This is a genomic window from Paenibacillus lactis (assembly GCF_017873605.1).
Lineage (GTDB): Bacteria > Bacillota > Bacilli > Paenibacillales > Paenibacillaceae > Paenibacillus_AQ > Paenibacillus_AQ lactis.
The window spans coordinates 54,691-71,586 of record NZ_JAGGKI010000005.1; the positions used below are offsets into that span (position 1 = coordinate 54,691).

General features: G+C 53.4%; 21 protein-coding genes and 2 pseudogenes. 5 read left to right on the forward strand and 18 right to left on the reverse strand.

The genetic code is table 11. From position 1 onward, the window contains the following. Positions 1-40: 40 nt before the first annotated feature. The 6 genes and pseudogenes from fabD to J2Z18_RS11155 form a co-directional block, all read right to left on the reverse strand. Positions 41-973 carry an ACP S-malonyltransferase gene (gene fabD, locus J2Z18_RS11130; RefSeq protein WP_007132118.1) on the reverse strand — a complete coding sequence of 311 codons (933 nt, stop codon included), beginning with the start codon at positions 971-973 and terminating at the stop codon, positions 41-43. A 52-nt stretch (positions 974-1,025) separates the two neighbouring features. Beyond that, the gene (locus tag J2Z18_RS11135) at positions 1,026-2,015 is read right to left on the reverse strand and encodes a beta-ketoacyl-ACP synthase III (protein ID WP_007132119.1); all 990 of its coding nucleotides are present in this window, start codon (positions 2,013-2,015) and stop codon (positions 1,026-1,028) included. Positions 2,016-2,023: 8 nt separating this feature from the next. Further along, positions 2,024-3,010, reverse strand: coding sequence for a phosphate acyltransferase PlsX (plsX, locus tag J2Z18_RS11140; RefSeq protein ID WP_007132120.1), 987 nt, complete (start codon positions 3,008-3,010; stop codon positions 2,024-2,026). Beyond that, positions 2,994-3,594, reverse strand: a pseudogene (gene fapR, locus J2Z18_RS11145) (transcription factor FapR). The gene plsX and the pseudogene fapR overlap by 17 nt, the downstream one beginning before the upstream one ends. Before the next feature lie 181 nt (positions 3,595-3,775). Continuing rightward, complete coding sequence (gene rpmF / locus J2Z18_RS11150; protein WP_006211382.1) at positions 3,776-3,949, reverse strand: 50S ribosomal protein L32; 174 nt, start codon at positions 3,947-3,949, stop codon at positions 3,776-3,778. A 52-nt stretch (positions 3,950-4,001) separates the two neighbouring features. Continuing rightward, complete coding sequence (locus J2Z18_RS11155) at positions 4,002-4,511, reverse strand: YceD family protein (RefSeq protein WP_007132122.1); 510 nt, start codon at positions 4,509-4,511, stop codon at positions 4,002-4,004. A gap of 199 nt (positions 4,512-4,710) precedes the next feature. Between J2Z18_RS11155 and J2Z18_RS11160 the strand changes: the two genes are divergently transcribed. Continuing rightward, positions 4,711-5,946, forward strand: coding sequence for a nucleotidyltransferase (locus J2Z18_RS11160; protein ID WP_007132123.1), 1,236 nt, complete (start codon positions 4,711-4,713; stop codon positions 5,944-5,946). On the opposite strand, the gene J2Z18_RS11165 is transcribed toward J2Z18_RS11160, so the two are convergent. Further along, positions 5,936-6,976: a SepM family pheromone-processing serine protease gene (locus J2Z18_RS11165; RefSeq protein WP_007132124.1), complete on the reverse strand. Its 1,041-nt coding sequence runs from the start codon at positions 6,974-6,976 to the stop codon at positions 5,936-5,938. The genes J2Z18_RS11160 and J2Z18_RS11165 overlap by 11 nt on opposite strands. A 110-nt stretch (positions 6,977-7,086) precedes the next feature. On the opposite strand from J2Z18_RS11165, the gene J2Z18_RS11170 reads away from it, so the two are divergent. Then, complete coding sequence (locus J2Z18_RS11170; protein WP_007132125.1) at positions 7,087-8,298, forward strand: nucleoside recognition domain-containing protein; 1,212 nt, start codon at positions 7,087-7,089, stop codon at positions 8,296-8,298. Here the strand turns inward: J2Z18_RS11170 and coaD are convergent. The 3 genes from coaD to J2Z18_RS11185 form a co-directional block, all read right to left on the reverse strand. Further along, entirely contained in the window at positions 8,276-8,791 is a 516-nt protein-coding gene (gene coaD / locus J2Z18_RS11175) for a pantetheine-phosphate adenylyltransferase (RefSeq protein WP_007132126.1), read from the reverse strand. The two genes, J2Z18_RS11170 and coaD, sit on opposite strands and share 23 nt — an antisense overlap. Continuing rightward, complete coding sequence (rsmD, locus tag J2Z18_RS11180) at positions 8,775-9,386, reverse strand: 16S rRNA (guanine(966)-N(2))-methyltransferase RsmD (protein ID WP_028406694.1); 612 nt, start codon at positions 9,384-9,386, stop codon at positions 8,775-8,777. Before rsmD ends, coaD begins: the two co-directional genes overlap by 17 nt. A gap of 576 nt (positions 9,387-9,962) precedes the next feature. Continuing rightward, complete coding sequence (locus J2Z18_RS11185) at positions 9,963-10,562, reverse strand: short chain dehydrogenase (protein WP_007132128.1); 600 nt, start codon at positions 10,560-10,562, stop codon at positions 9,963-9,965. A 176-nt stretch (positions 10,563-10,738) separates the two neighbouring features. Between J2Z18_RS11185 and J2Z18_RS11190 the strand changes: the two genes are divergently transcribed. After that, positions 10,739-11,422 (forward strand): stalk domain-containing protein, encoded by a 684-nt coding sequence (locus J2Z18_RS11190; RefSeq protein WP_007132129.1) that lies wholly within the window; start codon positions 10,739-10,741, stop codon positions 11,420-11,422. A 92-nt stretch (positions 11,423-11,514) separates the two neighbouring features. Here the strand turns inward: J2Z18_RS11190 and J2Z18_RS11195 are convergent, their stop codons facing one another. Both J2Z18_RS11195 and J2Z18_RS11200 read right to left on the reverse strand, forming a co-directional pair. Beyond that, the gene (locus J2Z18_RS11195) at positions 11,515-11,646 is read right to left on the reverse strand and encodes a sporulation protein YjcZ (protein ID WP_077567186.1); all 132 of its coding nucleotides are present in this window, start codon (positions 11,644-11,646) and stop codon (positions 11,515-11,517) included. A gap of 170 nt (positions 11,647-11,816) precedes the next feature. Beyond that, entirely contained in the window at positions 11,817-12,059 is a 243-nt protein-coding gene (locus tag J2Z18_RS11200) for a helix-turn-helix domain-containing protein (RefSeq protein ID WP_007132130.1), read from the reverse strand. Positions 12,060-12,236: 177 nt separating this feature from the next. Here J2Z18_RS11200 and J2Z18_RS11205 point away from each other — a divergent pair, with 177 nt between their 5' ends. Further along, entirely contained in the window at positions 12,237-12,908 is a 672-nt protein-coding gene (locus J2Z18_RS11205; RefSeq protein WP_007132131.1) for a tetratricopeptide repeat protein, read from the forward strand. A 104-nt stretch (positions 12,909-13,012) separates the two neighbouring features. On the opposite strand, the gene J2Z18_RS11210 is transcribed toward J2Z18_RS11205, so the two are convergent. From J2Z18_RS11210 to rpiA, 4 genes are all read right to left on the reverse strand, one after another. After that, positions 13,013-13,648 carry a GDSL-type esterase/lipase family protein gene (locus J2Z18_RS11210; RefSeq protein WP_210094705.1) on the reverse strand — a complete coding sequence of 212 codons (636 nt, stop codon included), beginning with the start codon at positions 13,646-13,648 and terminating at the stop codon, positions 13,013-13,015. A gap of 120 nt (positions 13,649-13,768) precedes the next feature. Beyond that, entirely contained in the window at positions 13,769-14,206 is a 438-nt protein-coding gene (locus J2Z18_RS11215) for a GNAT family N-acetyltransferase (protein ID WP_007132133.1), read from the reverse strand. Positions 14,207-14,257: 51 nt separating this feature from the next. Continuing rightward, positions 14,258-14,707, reverse strand: coding sequence for a MarR family winged helix-turn-helix transcriptional regulator (locus J2Z18_RS11220; RefSeq protein WP_007132134.1), 450 nt, complete (start codon positions 14,705-14,707; stop codon positions 14,258-14,260). Between the two features lie 65 nt (positions 14,708-14,772). Further along, positions 14,773-15,471, reverse strand: coding sequence for a ribose-5-phosphate isomerase RpiA (gene rpiA, locus J2Z18_RS11225; RefSeq protein WP_144869081.1), 699 nt, complete (start codon positions 15,469-15,471; stop codon positions 14,773-14,775). An 89-nt stretch (positions 15,472-15,560) separates the two neighbouring features. Here rpiA and J2Z18_RS11230 point away from each other — a divergent pair, with 89 nt between their 5' ends. Further along, entirely contained in the window at positions 15,561-15,758 is a 198-nt protein-coding gene (locus tag J2Z18_RS11230) for a hypothetical protein (RefSeq protein ID WP_007132136.1), read from the forward strand. 94 nt (positions 15,759-15,852) lie between these two features. Here J2Z18_RS11230 and J2Z18_RS11235 read toward each other — a convergent pair. After that, positions 15,853-16,380, reverse strand: a pseudogene (locus tag J2Z18_RS11235) (macro domain-containing protein); the annotation flags it as partial. 80 nt (positions 16,381-16,460) lie between these two features. Further along, the gene (locus tag J2Z18_RS11240) at positions 16,461-16,880 is read right to left on the reverse strand and encodes a hypothetical protein (protein WP_007132138.1); all 420 of its coding nucleotides are present in this window, start codon (positions 16,878-16,880) and stop codon (positions 16,461-16,463) included. Positions 16,881-16,896: the final 16 nt, after the last annotated feature.

Here is a 16,896-nt window from a genome sequence, read left to right on the forward strand (position 1 = left end):
CCTGTACCTCCTTTCAAAAAGGATCTCTCTTCATTCGAATTCACATCAAGGATTCGAGTTTTTCAGCGTTCTCCAGGCTGTTCACATTAACCACCTTGACGGATTTGTCAATCTTTCGGATGAGTCCGCTAAGCACGCTGCCCGGACCAATCTCGACAAAAGTATCGACGCCTTGCGCGATCATCCATTCAACGCTGTCCTGCCACAATACCGGAGAGTATACCTGCTCGACCAGCAGACCGCGGATCTCCGAAGCATCCTCCACCGGACGGGCCGTCACGTTCGCCACAACCGGCACGGCTGGAGAATGGAAGGTCGCTGTCTCCAGCTTGTCTCCAAGCCGGCTGGCTGCATCCTTCATCAGCGAGGAATGGAAGGGCCCGCTTACTTCAAGCGGAATGGCGCGTTTGCCGCCTGCTTCCTTCACTCGTTCCGCCGCGGCAGCGACGCCCTCGGCGGAGCCGGAAATAACGATCTGCCCCGGGCAGTTCATATTCGCAAGCTCAACCACATGCCCGTCGGCCGTAATGCTGCTGCACAGCTCGGCCAGCGCCTGACGTTCGGCGCCTAGCACAGCCGCCATGGAGCCTTGCCCGCCCGGAACGGCCGCCTCCATATATTCACCGCGCGCCCTTACGATCGAAACCGCTTCTTCGAATGTCAGGACGCCGGCGCATACAAGCGCGCTGTATTCGCCCAGGGAATGGCCTGCGACAAAGTCGGGCTTAATCCCTTTGCCGCGAATCGCTTCCAGATAGGCCATGCTCGTCGTCAGAAGAGCCGGCTGCGTATTCGCCGTTTGCTTAAGCTCTTCATCAGGCCCGTTGAAAATAATGGAGCTGAGCGAAAAACCCAGCTTGTCATCCGCAGTTTGAAAAATGTCCCGTGCAGAGGGGACCGCGTTGAATGCATCCTGTCCCATCCCCACGGACTGGGCGCCCTGCCCCGGAAATATAAATGCTGTTTTCCCCACAATCGTCGGCTCCCTTCATGCGCGAAGATCCATTCGCGCTAAATGTGCGATGTCACCAGATGAGTACGGACGAGCCCCAGGTTAATCCGCCGCCAAAGCCTACCATGAGCACTTTATCGCCTGGCTTCAACCGGCCGGACTCCTGTGCTTCGACTAGAGCCAGGGGCACGGATGCGGCTGACGTATTCGCATACTTGTCGACATTGATGACAACCTTTTCTTCAGGAAGCTCAAGCCGTTCCATCGCCGATTTGATAATCCGGATATTCGCCTGATGCGGAATGAATAAGTCGATGTCCTTCTTATCGATCCCCGCCTTGGCCAATACGGCCTCCGTTGCGCTTCCCATGACCCGTACCGCAAATTTAAACACTTCGCGTCCGTTCATATAAATGTAATGTTTATTCGTATTTACCGTCTCCGCCGATGCCGGCAGTCTTGAACCTCCAGCCTCGATGTACAGATGCGCGCCGCCTGCGCCTTCGGCGCCAAGATCAAAGGCTTGGAACCCTCGGCCTTCCGGCACTTCTCCGACAATCGCTGCGCCGGCTCCGTCGCCGAACAGCACGCAGGTGTTCCGATCGCTGTAATCCGTGATTCGCGACAGGCAGTCTACACCGATCACCAAGGCATTGTTGTACATGCCCGTTTTCACGAAATTCGTGGCAGTAGCCAGTCCGTATACAAATCCGGAGCAGGCTGCCGAAAGGTCAAATGCCGCCGCCTTCTTGGCGCCTAAACGATCCTGCAGCAGGCAGGCCGTTGACGGGAAGAACATGTCGGGAGTAATGGTAGCCACGATAATCAGCTCCAGATCCTCCGCATGCATGCCCGCCGATTTCAGGGCGTTCACGGCAGCATGATAGGCCAGATCCGATGTTGCCTCATGCTCGGCTGCAACATGACGCTCCTTGATGCCGGTACGGGAGACGATCCACTCATCGCTCGTATCCACCATCTTCTCCAGATCCTGGTTAGTTAAAATCTTCTCCGGCACATATTTGCCGGTGCCAATAATTCCGACCGGACGCAACTTGTTCATATCCTCACTCACTTCCCGCTGATTTCCTTCGAAATGCTCTCTACCAACTGATTCTGCAAAGCTGTGCGCGCCTGGCGGATCCCGTTCTTCACCGCGTTCGCATCCGATGAGCCATGGCTCTTCACAACGAGGCCGCCAAGACCGAGAAGCGGAGCCCCGCCGTGCTCCTTGTAATCCAGCATCGACTTCAAGCTGCGCAGCTCCGGCATCATGAGCGCGGCGGCGAGCTTGGTTTTGAGCGATTTGCCGAACTGCTCCTTGAGCAGCGAGAACAGCGCGCCGGCCGTTCCTTCAATGGATTTAAGCAATATGTTGCCGGCAAAACCGTCGCACACCAGCACATCGCATACGCCGTTCATCACATCACGCGATTCCACGTTGCCGACAAAATGGATCGGCAGCTCCTCAAGCAAAGGGTACGCGTGCTTCGTCAGCTCGTTTCCTTTGCCGGCCTCCGTCCCGACGTTGAGCAATCCGACGCGGGGCTTGGCGATTCCATGCACCTTCTCGCGGTATAGGCTGCCCATTAGCGCGTACTGCTGCAAATGCTCGGGCTTCGAATCCATGTTCGCGCCAAGATCCAGCGCAAGCATTCCCTTGCCGTCAAGCGTCGGAATCATGGGTGCCAGCGCCGGGCGCTCGATTCCGTTCATCCGGCCGACGACGAGCAGCCCCGTTGTCATCAAGGCGCCCGTGTTGCCCGCGGAGATCATGGCGTCTGCCTCCCCTTCGCGGATCATTCGTCCCGCAACGACCATCGAGGCATCCTTCTTCCGGCGCACAGCCTTCACGGGCTCATCCTCCGCCTCGATGACCTCACTGGCATGGACGATCTTCAGATTGGAGGGACGCTCCTGCAGCAGACCTTCGATCCGCGCCTGATCGCCAACGAGGATAACCTCCGTATCCGTCCATTCCTTCGCCGCGAGCAGCGCGCCTTCCACATTGCTGTTCGGCGCATGGTCACCGCCCATCGCATCAACGACAATTCTCATGCCTATTTCCTCCTTCACTTATGTCATTCCCCTGCAGATCGGTATATTACGAAATTCCCCTGGAACACCATTTCATCGGAGACATAAGTAAACACTTCCACCTTCGCCTTCTGCCCCGCAATGTTCCGGACATAAGCCTTGGCTATGCATTTCTCCCCGAGCTTAACCTGTCTCAAAAATCGGATGTCCGCCGAGGAAGTCAGTGCGATTTCGTCGTTTATTACTGCCACAGCAAGTGAATTGGCCTGAGCGAACACATAGTGTCCGCGCGCAATCCGGGTTTTGCTGAATACATGCTCCTCACGAATTTCGAATATTGATATTCCGCTCTTGTCTAATTGCAAGTCAACAACGTCTCCGATGACTTCCTCAAGCGACAACGAGCGAACCTGATCGTAGGAATGCTCGGCCATCTGCTTCATTCGCTCCCGAAGCTCCGGGATGCCGAGTTCCATCCGGTCCAGGCGAATCGTCTGAATGCTGACTTTAAGCTGGCGCGTCAACTCGCGGTCCGTAACAAAGGGATTCTCGTCGATCAGCTGGACCAGCCGCTTGTGACGGTCTTTCTTAGATAAACGATCGATGACGAAACAACTCCTTCTGCCGCTATTATAGCCGCCATACTTCAAACCTATATGTAAATTAGTCGCAAATATTAGAACCTGGTACTAATGTTAAGTATAAATGATGTCACGTTAAAAAGAAAGAGGACCGGGACAAAAAAAATAGCACCTCACCAGAGATGAAGTACTACTTATGAAAAGACTATTGTTTGATGATCTCTCTTGCCTTATACGTTCCGCATACTTTACATACGCGATGAGCAAGCTTCAGTTCTCCGCATTGCTCGCATTTCACCATGCCCGGCACAGCCAGCTTAAAGTGAGTACGACGCTTGTCACGACGTGTTTTGGACGTTCTACGTTGAGGTACTGCCATGTTCCCACCTCCTTATCGGTTCAACCCGCTTTCACGGGTATCCTATCCATCATCATTTAAAGAAGTCCTTTAGCCCGGCCAATCTCGGATCAATTACTTCCGTGTCGCAATCGCAGGCGCCTTCATTAAGATCTTTGCCGCAATTGTGGCAAAGTCCCTTGCAGTCGTCCCTGCATACCGGAGCTAGCGGCAGTTGAAGAAGAAATGCTTCCTCCACATATGGAGCGAGATCCACACTCTCGCCTTGCACATATGTCGTGTCGTCATCTTCGTCCTGAATGGATTCAGGATTCTCCACCTGCTGGAATACTTCATGAAAAGGGATGTGCAGATGTTCGTTGACCGGCTTCAAGCAGCGGGAGCATTTCATCTCCAGCTCAGCTTCCAAGCTTCCCCGAACGTCTACCGAGCCTGCAACGGACGGAACTGCCTTCAAATCCACTTGCAGCGGCTGAACGGCGACGATATCCTTCCGACCCTTTACGGCATTCGTAACATCCACGGTTTGATGGAACTGTAACGGTTGATCGCTGGTTGTCAATTTACGAAATTGAATAAGCATATCCATCACTCCAAACAAACAAAGATTATTATACCGATTCAGCCGGAGTTTTGTCAACAGGATTACCTTTAAGAACCTTGCGGATATCCTTTTTTTGCGCCGCGGCAGGCACTGCATGCAACGCCGCTTACGCATGCGTTTATTCTTGCAGTTTCGGCATCGAATTATGTTATATTCTTAAGCAAGGAGTTGAAGTACAGTGAAAACGGTTGGAATCGTGGTTGAATATAACCCCTTACATAACGGCCATGAGCTGCATTTTCATAAATCCAAAAAAATCACGCGCGCGGATGCGGTAGTCGCCGTCATGAGCGGTCCGTTCCTCCAGCGCGGCGAGCCCGCCATTGCCAGCAAGCGCGCCCGAACGGAAATGGCGCTTGCCATGGGGGTCGACCTCGTGCTCGAGCTGCCGGTCACCTATGCGGTGCAGCCGGCGGAATGGTTCGCATACGGCGCCGTCGCCACCCTTCATGCAACAGGCGTCGTGGACTGCCTGTCATTCGGATCGGAGAGCGGTACGCTGGAGCAGCTTCTCCCTCTCTCCCGCATCCTCGCCAGGGAACCGGACAGACTTCGCGCGGAGCTTGACCAGCGCCTTGCGGAAGGGCTAAGCTTCCCGTCCGCCTACGGCGCCGCGGCTGCCGCCGCCTTTGGCGTTTCCGAAGAAGACGCTGCCGGGCTGCGGGAACTGCTTACGAAGCCGAATAATTCCTTAGGGCTGCATTACCTGATCGCGCTTCACCGGTTAGGGAGCTCCATAGAGCCCTTCACCATCTCCAGGGAAAGCGCCCAGTATCATGACCCCGAGCCAGGGACCGGATCCATCGCCAGCGCAACGGCGGTCCGCAGGATCATTGCCAACCAAGGCATTGAAGCGGCTGCTCCGTATATTCCCGAATATACGCTGCGGATCCTGGAACGCGAAATCCGATCGGGCAGAGCCCCGATGAACTGGGACAGGTTCCGCCAGCCGCTGTTCCAGACCTTGCTCACATCTCCCCCGGCCCAGCTTGCGCAGTGTCTGGAAGTGACCGAAGGGCTTGAGTATCGAATCCGCCGAATGCTCCCCAAGCTCGATAACAGCTCCGTGGATGCGCTGCTGGATTCGCTCAAGACCAAACGATACACCCGTACCAAGCTGCAGCGCATGCTGGTGCATATTATGCTGAACCACCAGAAAGCCGGGATGAATCCCGGCGAGCTTGTCCGTGGCCCGGGCTATATCCGTGTGCTTGGGTTCAATGAGACTGGAAAAAAACTGCTGAGAACGATGAGGAAGACCGCTTCCCTTCCGGTCGTCATTAAACCGGCCTCGCTGGATCATCCCCAGCTTACGCGCGACCTTCAAGCAGCCGCCGTGTACGCCAACGCCTACCCGAATGCGGACGCCCGCGACCTCTACCATGACTATCGGCTGCCGCCCCTTACTCTTTAGGCGGCAGCTGCTCCAGATAGTCCAGCGCATCCTGCAGGCGCTCGACTTGTACAAGCTTCATGTCCGTTCCGATCCGGTCGGCCCGCTTCTTGGCTTCCTCGTAGTTCTTCGTCGGCACGAAGAAGATTTCGGCTCCCTCCCTGTCGGCCGCAACAATTTTGTGCTTCACGCCGCCGATGGGACCAACCTTGCCCGACTTGTCGATCGTGCCCGTTCCGGCGATCCGGTAGCCCTTGCTCAAATCGCCCGGCGTGAGCTGATTGTAAATTTCCAGCGTGAAGATCAATCCGGCCGAAGGTCCCCCGATGTTGGTATCCGCAAAGTTGATCACGTAATCCGGGTTGCTCGGCGCAACCTTCTGCATGGTGGCGATCATGACCCCAAGACCCGGGCGCTCCGCTCCCGTCTTTTCGTCCTTGATGCTGACGAGAGACACATCCTCCTTCAAGGTTTTACCTCCACGCTCCAGCTCCACCGACACCTTGTCTCCGACTTGCTTGCCGCTTAACAATGCGGCGATTTTCTCGTTGTCCTTCGCAGGCTGTCCGTCAATCCGGATCAGTTTGTCTCCCGGCCGAAAATGATCCGCATTGGCGGAATCGTCAGGGATCGACATCACGAACACGTAGGCCGGCTCAATGGCATATTCAACGCCGGCTGCCTGATAGGCAGCCTCCATAGCGGACGATTGGGAGGAGTTCATGTAATAGACCTGGGTGGCCGCGTATTCCTCCTTGCTCTGATCCCCCATCTTTTCAGCCTTTTGCACAACCTCGGCATTCGGATTGAACGTCGACATCATCAGCAAGGCAAGGTTCGCATAACTGGCCGATACGGTCGTCATCATGAACGTCCCCTCTTCCTCGGGATCGCTCTTCTCGACGCGGATCATCGGCCGCACCTCCTCGGCGCTGCCCGGCTGATAAATCAAATAAGGTGTCGGCATGTACACGACCAGGTACACCATTAATCCAACCATCAATAAATACAGTATAATTCTTGAGCCATTCGGTTTAACAGTCTTCTTCATCGCATTCTCCCTCGCCTTCTAAATCCGGGCCTCGCGCCAAGATTGGTCTGACGGTTGTCTCCCTTGCATAAAGTTGTACTAGCTATGTTTACGTCGAAAGGAGATTCCTTATGAATAAAGGCAACGCCACCAAAACCCAGTCCGGATTCGCCAGCACCGTCCTGCTGGGGGCAGCCGCCTTCTTGCTGGTGCTGGCCGTCGTCAGCGCGCCCGAGCCCGCCTTTCAGGCCACCCTGCAAGCTTTGAAATTATGGTGGAACATCGTATTTCCCGCACTGCTGCCGTTTCTTGTCCTTGTGGAAATATTGATGGCCTACGGCTTCGCCCATGGTGCAGGCGTTCTGCTCGATCCGCTCATGCGAAAGCTATTCAAGCTGCCGGGCAGCGGCGGCTGGGTGCTCATTACAGGGATGACCGCCGGATTTCCGGCCGGCGCTCAAGCCGCCGCCTCCATGCACAGGCAGGGCGACCTCGGCCCAGGCGAAGCGGGAAGGCTTGCCGCCATGGCCCACTTCTGCAATCCGATGACGATTCTGGTTGTCATCGGAACCGGGCTGCTCCATCAGCCAGCGGCGGGGTACCTGCTCCTTATCGTGCACTGGATTACCGGCCTCCTGGCCGCGTGGCTGTTCAGTTTTTTCAGAAGAACACCGCATGGACGAAACGATGTTGCAAAACCGAACAAGCCTGCCCGGCAAGTTCCGCTATTAAAGCGAGCCGCTGCGGCTGCATTGGAAGCCCACAAACGGGACGGGCGCAGCTTTGGCAGACTGCTGGGAGACTCCGTCACCCGCTCTGTCCAAACCTTAATGATGGCCGGCGGCTTCATCCTGTTATTTGCCGTGCTTACCCGGGTACTGTCCGAAAACGTGCTGCCCTTGCTTCCTTCTTATTTTACCTCGGGATTGCTGGAAATCCACCTTGCATCCGCATCGATCAGCAGCTCCGCCTTTACGAACAGCGCCATGCAGCTTGCCGTCTTATCCGCCGTACTCGCCTGGAGCGGCATTAGCGCCCAGCTGCAAAGCCTCTCCCTTATGCGGGATGCCGGCCTTTCGTGGAGCTACTTTATCCTGAAGCGAATCGTTCATTCCTTGCTCGCATTCTTGGTTATGCTGGTATGCTGGAAGCCCGCAAGCAGCCTGTCTGCCGCCATCGTCCCGGCCTTCAGAACGGAGCCGCCGCAGACTGGACAGAACGGGAATATCTTCAACCTGTGGACAGGATTTCCGTCCGTTCTTCAAACACAAATTGCCTTTTTCTTGCTGATTGCGGCAGCGCTATGGGTGATTTCATCCATTATTGTTCGCGTGCGGCGTTGAATTTACGGCGCAAAGCCGCATCCACCTCGGGACTGACCAGGTCGGTCGTATCGCCGTTGAAGTGTGCGATCTCTTTAACCAGACTTGAGCTGAGAAAGGAATATTTCGGATGGGTCATCATGAAGATCGTCTCCGCATCGGGATTCAGCTTATGATTGGTCGAGGCGAGCTGCAGCTCATACTCGAAATCCGTAACGGTCCGGATCCCGCGGACGATCACTTGCGCATTCCGCTGACGCACATAATTGGCTAACAGATCGCGGAAGCTGTCGATTTCCACGTTCGGCAGATGACGGGTAGCCTCTCTCAACAGATCCTTCCGCTCCTCCACCGTAAACAGCGGGTTTTTGCTTAAGTTGTTTAGAACGGCCACGATCAGCAAGTCAAACTGCTTTGAAGCCCTCGTAATGATATCCATATGCCCCATCGTCACAGGATCAAAGCTGCCGGGATAAACGGCAATTCGATATGTACTATTATTCTCGGTTGTCATCGTGTGATTCCTCCTCATCCGCACCGGCAGCTTGTCCTTGTACGGTTTCGTATCTGTATATGGTGACGGCGGTTTCGCCGTACCTCGCTGTTCGCATGCCGTGAAAATGGCCGAAGCTCTCCGGATATTCATAGCCCGACTCATATTCCAGAACAATAACGGCTCCCTCGCGTAGAAGCTTGCGCTCCGCCATATCATTCATGAGCTCATCCCCATTTTTGAACTTATAGGGAGGGTCCAGAAACACCAGATCGAATGCCGCGCCCCGCTTCTCCAGCACCTTAAGCGCTCTTGCCGCATCGTTGCGATATACCTCTGCCGCCTCTTGCAGGCGTACAGCCTTCAGATTATCCTTGATCGTCTCAATGCTCCGCTGCTCCACGTCAATAAAAACAGCACGATCCATTCCCCGGCTTAACGCCTCGATGCCAAGGCCGCCCGTGCCCGCAAACAGGTCAAGGACGGTTCCCCCGTCAAAGTAGGGGCCGATCATACTGAATATCGCTTCCTTCACTTTATCCGTCGTCGGACGGGTGCTCATGCCGGGAACGCTTTTCAGCGGTCGGCCTTTTGCACTTCCGGATACTACTCTCACTGCTCGATTCACCCGTTTCATCACATCAAGATTCATGGCCATGACGGCCATAGCATTGATTATCGTAACATAATCCTGCCGCATATGAAAAATGAAACATGCCCCCTCTTCATTTTTTTTCAAACTCAGGTATATTTCCGCTCCTGCCGGGCATCCTAAAGATATCGACATCAATGAATGTCGTAGACAACCGCGGAGAAGACTTACGTTTCCCCATAAGCTCTTCGTCCGGTTTCTCCTCTCCCATGAGGGAGTCTCTTCGGAGGCTCCCGAAAACAATCCCTGCAGTATCAGGATTTTACTGTAGGGATTGTTTTCTTTTTTTTGTTCCATTTCGATGGATTTCGGCTCGGTATCTTAATTAAAAAAAACCGCTCATTTAAGATGAGCGGCTTCTTTTAACTGAGTTGCTATCATCACCGTGATTCTTAACATACCCCCGGATGTCGTTGAGCAGTTCATCGTCATCTTCCACCAGCTGTAACCGTCCCGCTCCTACGTTCGTGTAACCCAAAAGCGGAAGCGAACCTATTTTTTCCGATGTTTTACTTAGCAACATTTCAGGTTACGCGTTGCTCAATAAACCGTGTACGTTTGTCCGGTTTGGGCACCCTCAACGCTCTTTCGGTAGGCAAGCGCGGCTCTCCCGGCAGATACGGGCTCAAACCCCGGGAAGTATGGACCGTATGTATCCATCGATTCCTTAAGTACATTGGGGCTGACATTGTTGATACGTATCCCTCGCGGCATTTCAATGGCTGCAGCCTGAACGAAGGCTTTAATCGCTCCTCCAGCCATGGCGGAAGATATACCTCCAATAATGGGACTGTCCATAATAATGCCGGTGGTTAACGTAAAGCTTCCCCGATCATGAACATGGTCCAGCCCGAGCAAAACAAGATTGATTTGCCCCTTCAATTTACCCATAATCGCGATTTCATTCAGCTCCGGCGTCAATTCGTGGAGAGGACCAAAGTAAGCCTGGCCTGCGGTACAGACCACTGCATCTACGGAGCCGACAGCCTTATACATACTCGCGATACTTTCAGGAACGGACATATCCATGGTGATATCAGCACCTTTGCGTCCAGCTGTTATAATTTCATGATGCTGCCCCAGTTCTTTGCGAACCGCTGTCCCCAGTGTTCCGGATGCGCCCACCATCAAAATTTTCATGACCCTATTCCTCCATCCTGTTGGTCTGTAATGTCAATAATTGGACAAGTCAAATCGTATCACATGGAATTGCTATATGCCAGATCGGGGAGCCTTGCTGTTCTATTCTTCAATTATGTATAATGGCCTGGCATGCCCTTACATAGGGGAAAGAGTAAAAAGGAGGAAATGAAACATTGAAGAAAAGGTTTGTAGCATTACTGTCTGCGGCAACATTGGTCGGCGGGATGACGATTGGTGTAAGTGCAGCTCCCGTCCTTGAGAAGATCACAGCTCATTTGAACTGGGGCATTGCCTACGAGGTGAATGGAAAGCAATGGACGCCGAAGGATCAGTCGGGGAACCGCATCGCCGCCATTTCTTATAACAACACGACTTACCTACCTGTCCGAGCGGTATCGGATGCACTGGGCGTTGCAGTGGAATATGATAATAAAGCTCAGAAAATCAAACTGGGCGAAAAATCGGATCTAACCCCGATTACATCGGAAGAGATTAAATTGTCATATGCCTCTGTTATAACCAAGGACAAGCAGCACACCGTACATAATGGTAAAGATTATGGTTCAGGAGTCATCCTCAATAGCATTAATGGGGTAGAAAAAGGATTCACGTTAAGACCTGGAGGCAAACACCAAACCCTCGAATTGTCCGTATTCCCTGTATCGGTTAACAAAGATATCGTGGTAAAAATCATGAGTGGGGGCGTGCTCCTGAAAGAAGTCGTTATCACTCCGAGCGACAGCATTGAAACAGTCACCGTTGATATTGATGGAGCCAAAGAAATCGAGGTTTCGGCTAAGTACCCAAAAGTCGAAATTGGCGACGATATTCTATTCTTCGCTGGAACTTATAAGTAAACGATAATGGAAGAAGAGCCCCTGCCATCGGCAGGGGCTCTTCTAGCGCTTTCAGCAGGTCGTGATTACTCTGTTCACTATAAAAGAATGGATTAGATAAATGCGCGAGTAATGATCACCAACAAGATGAATAATACCAAGATAGCACCTACTGAAGAGCCGTATCCATAACCACCATATCCTCCAGCTACTCCGCTCACATGTATCCCTCCTTTTTTGAACATACACCATACTATGACGCTTCCGCTAAAATGAACTGGGCGATCAACCTGACCGGACAATAATAATGAAAATGCCCCCGGGTCCAGGGGTCCATCCGTCATTAAAACAAAGACGCCAGGGCGCTTCTACTCCCTCGCGTCTTCCGTATATAGGCCTCTAATAAAGGCGGTTGTTATTCTTCTTCTTCGATCAATCGGTTGGGATCCGCCGGATTCAATAATTTCCTGCGCCGGTCAATCAGCCCTTCCTCCCCATGCTCGCGGAATTTGCGCATCCATACCTTTAGCCGCCCGATGTCTGAAATTTGCAAGGCGGATGCCACCTCTTTCTTCGTTTTACCCGCAAGCCGCATGGCGACTGCCTTCTTCTTCGTTTCGAAACTGTAGGTATGAAATGTCTGCCCCTTTTTCGCCATGATTATCACCTCTTTACTATGTATATCGGCCGAGGCCGCCCGTATTTCAATACCCCGGGTACTCCGGGCAAGTCACGCCTGAGCAGAGCCTTTGAAATCGAAATATGATCTTCCAAGGACCCCAGGATATGGTATAATTTCGTAAGAATTCATGAACTAGAAATTGGGGGATCATCCTTGGGGAAATTCATTATTTTTGGCATGCTGTTTTATATTTTCGGCAATCCGTTCATCGCCATTATTGTTCTTCTGCTTATCGTTTACGTCCTGGACCGCAGATTTGTCGGGGTGTTTCCCAGCATTACGCGTCCGATTCAGCGGGCAAGACAGATATCCAAGCTGCGAAAAAATATCGCAGCCAGTCCCAGCGACGTCTCCTCGCGACATGAGCTGGCAAGGCTGCTGATCGAGCGCCGCAAATACGGGGAGGCGCTGAAGCTGCTGGAGTCCATCTCGGAAAGCTTGCAGGATTCGGCGGAATACTGGGATGATATCGGCACCGCCCGCCTGAAGACCGGAAATACCGCTCAAGGAGAAGCGGATATCCTTCAAGCGCTGGATATCAATCCCCGGGTAAAATACGGCCGGCCATACCTAAGGCTTGCCGACGCGTTCCGCACGGCGGATTCCGCGAAAGCGCTCGATTATTTACAGAAGTTTCATACCATGCACTCTTCTTCTTCTGAAGCATACTACCTCCTGGGAACCATGTATCGGGTTCTGGGACAGCGTCAGGAAGCCAAGGAAGCCTTCTCGGAGTCGATGAGCGTATACCGATCCCTTCCCAAGTACAAGCGGCGCCAAGAACGCAAGTGGGCGGTTCGGAGCTTTTGGCGGAACTTATTCTAAACGTGCCTGAAATCCATTATAAGAAGCTCCGCAGCAAGTTCATCCCTTCGAAGCATAACAAGACCCGCCGGCGATTTGCCAGCGGGCCTTGTCATGCTTCTATGTTATACCAGCGGCTTGTACCCAAGCCGATGCAGCTGCTCGGCGACAATCCGGTAGCCTTTCCCGTTCGGATGAAGCCCATCCACCGATAGCAGCTCCTTCTCTTTGCCTGCAAATGCGGCATTCACATCGGCAATCCGGAAGTACACGTCGCTGAGGCTATGAAGATATCGATTAAACCGCGATACGTATTCCCCTGCTTCCCCGGAAGCAGGATACGGATTGTACAGCCCGACGGCACGGATGAAATAAGCTTTGCCGCCTCCTGCCTTAATATTTCGAATATGCTTGACGGTGTTAGACATGTAATACTGGCAACGGAGCAGCGCCCGATCCAGAGATTCCCGGTCAGGACGGCCGCCGGCGGATTTCACGGCTCTGATCAAGTCGTTGCCGCCAATCGTTATGGTTATGATATGAGCCTGCTGCAAATGGTAACGATAGGCCGGATTTTGAACGATCCGCTCATACAGCCCCTCGGATGTTAATCCGTTGATCCCCATATTTTCGTGAGCCACAAATTGCTGAAGTCTCTCTTCCGCCATCCGGCGATATAGCGGAACAAAGCCGCTGCCAGGCATCGCCCCGAACCCGAAGGTCAGCGAATCGCCGACAGCGGTATAATGGTACACCAACATGTTCACCCCCTGTCCCGCTCGTTATGACATTATATGAGCGGGAGCATCGGTTGTGAAACGGGACAGTGCCTCGGATAAAAAGAATACAGGCTGATGCTTGTTCTTCGGATTACAGGACCCTTAATCCGATGTCTCCTCATCGACCTCATAAATACAACGGAACCGTTCAACCCCAGGATATTTCTCGCCGAGGCTGTGCACTTCAAAGCCGATATTCCGGTAAAAGTCCACCGCTTCATCGTCGGTCTCCGCGATAACTCGCTTAGGCTTAGGATCGAGCTGAAGCAGCAGCTCCAATATCATCCCCCGTCCATAGCCTTTCCCCCGGTTCTCCGGGAGTACGGCAAGATGTCTGATCGTAACTTCATCCCGCTGAATATCACAGCCGATAATGCCGACGAGAAGCCCCTCCTCAACGTAACCATAGAGCTTGCTCCCGCCTTCGGCCTTATAAAGTGAAACGGCCTTCTCTACCTGATCCGGATCGGGAAAAACCGAATAGCCAAGCAGCTCCCTTACCTCCAGCTTAGCCGCTTGGGATGTCATTTCCTTGAGCATACCTTGTATCCCCCATCATTCATTGTGTGTACGAACAGACGAAAGCCTGTGCTAGAGCATTTCCTCCGCGCTTCGGCCTAGCTTCTTCAGAAGCTTGACCGCCTCTGCCTTTTCTTGATCGGTCAAGCCGCTGAGCGCCTTGATCATCAGCTGCTGGTGGCCGGGAAAGATCGATTCGAAGAACGCTTTGCCCTCCGGGGTCAGCTCCGCATATATCACGCGGCGATCCTCTGCTGATGCCCGCCGCACGAGGAGATTTTTCTTCTGCAGCTTGTCTACCACATATGTAATATTGCCGCTCGAGATCAGCACTTTTTCACCGATTTTCTGCAGCGGCTGCGGTCCTTTGTGGTACAGAACATCCAGGACGCCGAATTCCGTGGAATTCAACCCGTGACTCTGAATGCTGCGGTTGGAATGCGTCATAACCGCATTATAGGCTCTTGCCAAAATAACCATCAAATGCAATGGATAATCCTCTTGTTCTTGAATATCCGACATATTTCACCCTCCGAAAGTTGTCATGTATTAAGGTTAATGAACGCAAGGCTCAACTGTCAAATGGATTATTCACTCGCCGAGTCAGCTCCGATAATCCGCACCGACCCGTCCCGGCATCCAATGATCGCTTGATCGGCCATCCCTAGAAACAAGCCGTGCTCGACCACGCCCGGAATGCCCGTCAGCCGGGCAGCCAGCTCTTCAGGCTCGGAGATCCGCCCAAAGCTGCAGTCTGCAATATAGTTGCCATTATCCGTCTCATAGACGGCTCCTTCGCGGTCACGGCGGATTTGTACAGAGCATCCAAGCTCCTTCAAGGATTGAACGGTCCATTCGTAGGCGAAAGGAATGATTTCGACCGGTAGCGGAAACGCCCCCAGAACGGGCACCTCCTTCGTCTCATCGGCAATGATAATCAGCTTGTCGCTGCGGTACGCCGTCATTTTCTCACGCAGCAGCGCTCCTCCTCCGCCCTTGATTAGCCGTAGCATCCCGTCAAGCTCATCCGCTCCGTCAATCGTCAAATCCAGTCGGTCGATATCCCGGACCGGGGTGAACGGAATCCCCTGCTGAACCGCGAGCTCCTCGGAAGCCCGAGAGGTCGCTACAGCTTGGATATCGAGCCCCGCCCGGACCATTTCCCCGATTTTGAGAATGGCGTAATAAGCCGTTGAACCGGTTCCGAGACCGACCTTCATCCCGCTTTGGACATAACCGGCAGCACGCTCCGCCGCAATTTGCTTCATATTGTATTCCGTGTTCATACCGTGATCTCACCTTTCTACATCATGGTGCAACCCATGCTATAATATTCAATTATACCGACTTATTTCGTTCAACACGGAGGTTGAATATGCGAACCGAGAATCAGATCAAGTCCAAGCTCAATGAGCTTACCATGCAAAAAAAACTGCTGCACGCCCGTATTGCACAGCTGGACGAGAGCAGTCCGCAGCGCGCTGCCCTAGTTCAACAGGAGGCCCGCCTCGACGATATGATGATCATGCTGGAATGGGTGCTGAACGAGCCGGAAGGCTCCTACCATATGTAATCAAGTATACCGAAATAACGAGAGGGGCGCCTTGGCGCCCCTGCCCTTATATTTGAGCCTCCTTCTCCCGCGTGAAGCGTTCGAGCCAGTTCTCATAGAGCTCGGCGTTCTCGGGAGAATAACACACAAAGTCAATCCGCTCCAGCCGGTTATCCGGAAGGTCCTCCTCCAGCAGCTTCGTAACAGCCGTGAGGGCAACATCGCAGGCCGGGGCTTTCGGGTATTCATAGATGCCGGTGCTGATATTAGGAAAGGCGATGCTTCGTGCGCCTACCTCAATGGCAAGCAGAAGACTGTTTCGGTAGCATTCCGCAAGCGTGTGCTCCTCGCGGCGCCCGCCTCCTTCCCAGATCGGGCCGACGGTGTGAATGATATGCTGTGCAGCCAAGCGCCCCGCACCTGTAATAACGGCGTTGCCGGGCGGGCACCCGCCCTGCTGCTTGCGAATCTCCATGCACTGTTCCATAATTTCGGGTCCGCCGGCACTGTGAATTGCACCGTCGACCCCTTTTCCGCCCAGCAATCCCGAATTTGCCGCATTTACGATAATGTCGCCCGTCCATGTCGTAATATCGCCTATAATGACGGAGACCGATGTCCTTCCGATTTTAAATGTTTTCATTCGGAAAATCTCCTTTCGGTCTTTTAACCCTTTATTACCCCGCCTGAGGGGCGGTTGACCCTGAATGCCCCGGCTTGGTGTTATCTTTTTTTGGCGACCGCCGTTAGCCGTTCGGTCAGCCGGATCTCATCCTGGCCCTGGAGCGCTTCCTCAACCGTCCGGTAGAACCGGAGCGTCCCCCGGTCCCGCGCGGCTTTCAGATGGGAGAGAAATACATCCCCCGCCTCCTCCAGCTTCAGATCCTCGGCTTTATGCCGAACCCGGCATAAGTACACCTTCATGGGACCTTGAGGATCCTCATATTCCATAACGCCGATCGGTGTCAGGGTCCGTTCATCCTCCCTCGTGAATTGGGGTGTCTTATAAACGGTATATTCCGAAGCCGGCGGAGGAATGTATGCTTCCCGCTTTTTATCTGCGATCAATCTGGAATTCATGAACGCAAGATAACCTGCTGCCGCAAATAAAATTACGGCCGCAGCAATGGCAATATTCATCATCAATAAAGCCTCTCCT

What these genes read in the sequence shown, in the direction of transcription:
- J2Z18_RS11220 (WP_007132134.1), bottom strand. Translation starts at nt 14,707, where the DNA reads ATGTCGGATATTCAAGAACAAGAGGATTATCCATTGCATTTGATGGTT.
- J2Z18_RS11210 (WP_210094705.1), bottom strand. Translation starts at nt 13,648, where the DNA reads ATGTTGGTGTACCATTATACCGCTGTCGGCGATTCGCTGACCTTCGGG.
- J2Z18_RS11185 (WP_007132128.1), bottom strand. Translation starts at nt 10,562, where the DNA reads ATGAAAATTTTGATGGTGGGCGCATCCGGAACACTGGGGACAGCGGTT.
- J2Z18_RS11240 (WP_007132138.1), bottom strand. Translation starts at nt 16,880, where the DNA reads ATGATGAATATTGCCATTGCTGCGGCCGTAATTTTATTTGCGGCAGCA.
- plsX (WP_007132120.1), bottom strand. Translation starts at nt 3,010, where the DNA reads ATGAGAATTGTCGTTGATGCGATGGGCGGTGACCATGCGCCGAACAGC.
- J2Z18_RS11155 (WP_007132122.1), bottom strand. Translation starts at nt 4,511, where the DNA reads ATGCTTATTCAATTTCGTAAATTGACAACCAGCGATCAACCGTTACAG.
- rpmF (WP_006211382.1), bottom strand. Translation starts at nt 3,949, where the DNA reads ATGGCAGTACCTCAACGTAGAACGTCCAAAACACGTCGTGACAAGCGT.
- J2Z18_RS11215 (WP_007132133.1), bottom strand. Translation starts at nt 14,206, where the DNA reads ATGCTCAAGGAAATGACATCCCAAGCGGCTAAGCTGGAGGTAAGGGAG.
- J2Z18_RS11200 (WP_007132130.1), bottom strand. Translation starts at nt 12,059, where the DNA reads ATGGCGAAAAAGGGGCAGACATTTCATACCTACAGTTTCGAAACGAAG.
- J2Z18_RS11230 (WP_007132136.1), top strand. Translation starts at nt 15,561, where the DNA reads ATGCGAACCGAGAATCAGATCAAGTCCAAGCTCAATGAGCTTACCATG.
- J2Z18_RS11170 (WP_007132125.1), top strand. Translation starts at nt 7,087, where the DNA reads ATGAATAAAGGCAACGCCACCAAAACCCAGTCCGGATTCGCCAGCACC.
- coaD (WP_007132126.1), bottom strand. Translation starts at nt 8,791, where the DNA reads ATGACAACCGAGAATAATAGTACATATCGAATTGCCGTTTATCCCGGC.
- J2Z18_RS11165 (WP_007132124.1), bottom strand. Translation starts at nt 6,976, where the DNA reads ATGAAGAAGACTGTTAAACCGAATGGCTCAAGAATTATACTGTATTTA.
- J2Z18_RS11135 (WP_007132119.1), bottom strand. Translation starts at nt 2,015, where the DNA reads ATGAACAAGTTGCGTCCGGTCGGAATTATTGGCACCGGCAAATATGTG.
- rpiA (WP_144869081.1), bottom strand. Translation starts at nt 15,471, where the DNA reads ATGAACACGGAATACAATATGAAGCAAATTGCGGCGGAGCGTGCTGCC.
- J2Z18_RS11195 (WP_077567186.1), bottom strand. Translation starts at nt 11,646, where the DNA reads ATGTTCAAAAAAGGAGGGATACATGTGAGCGGAGTAGCTGGAGGATAT.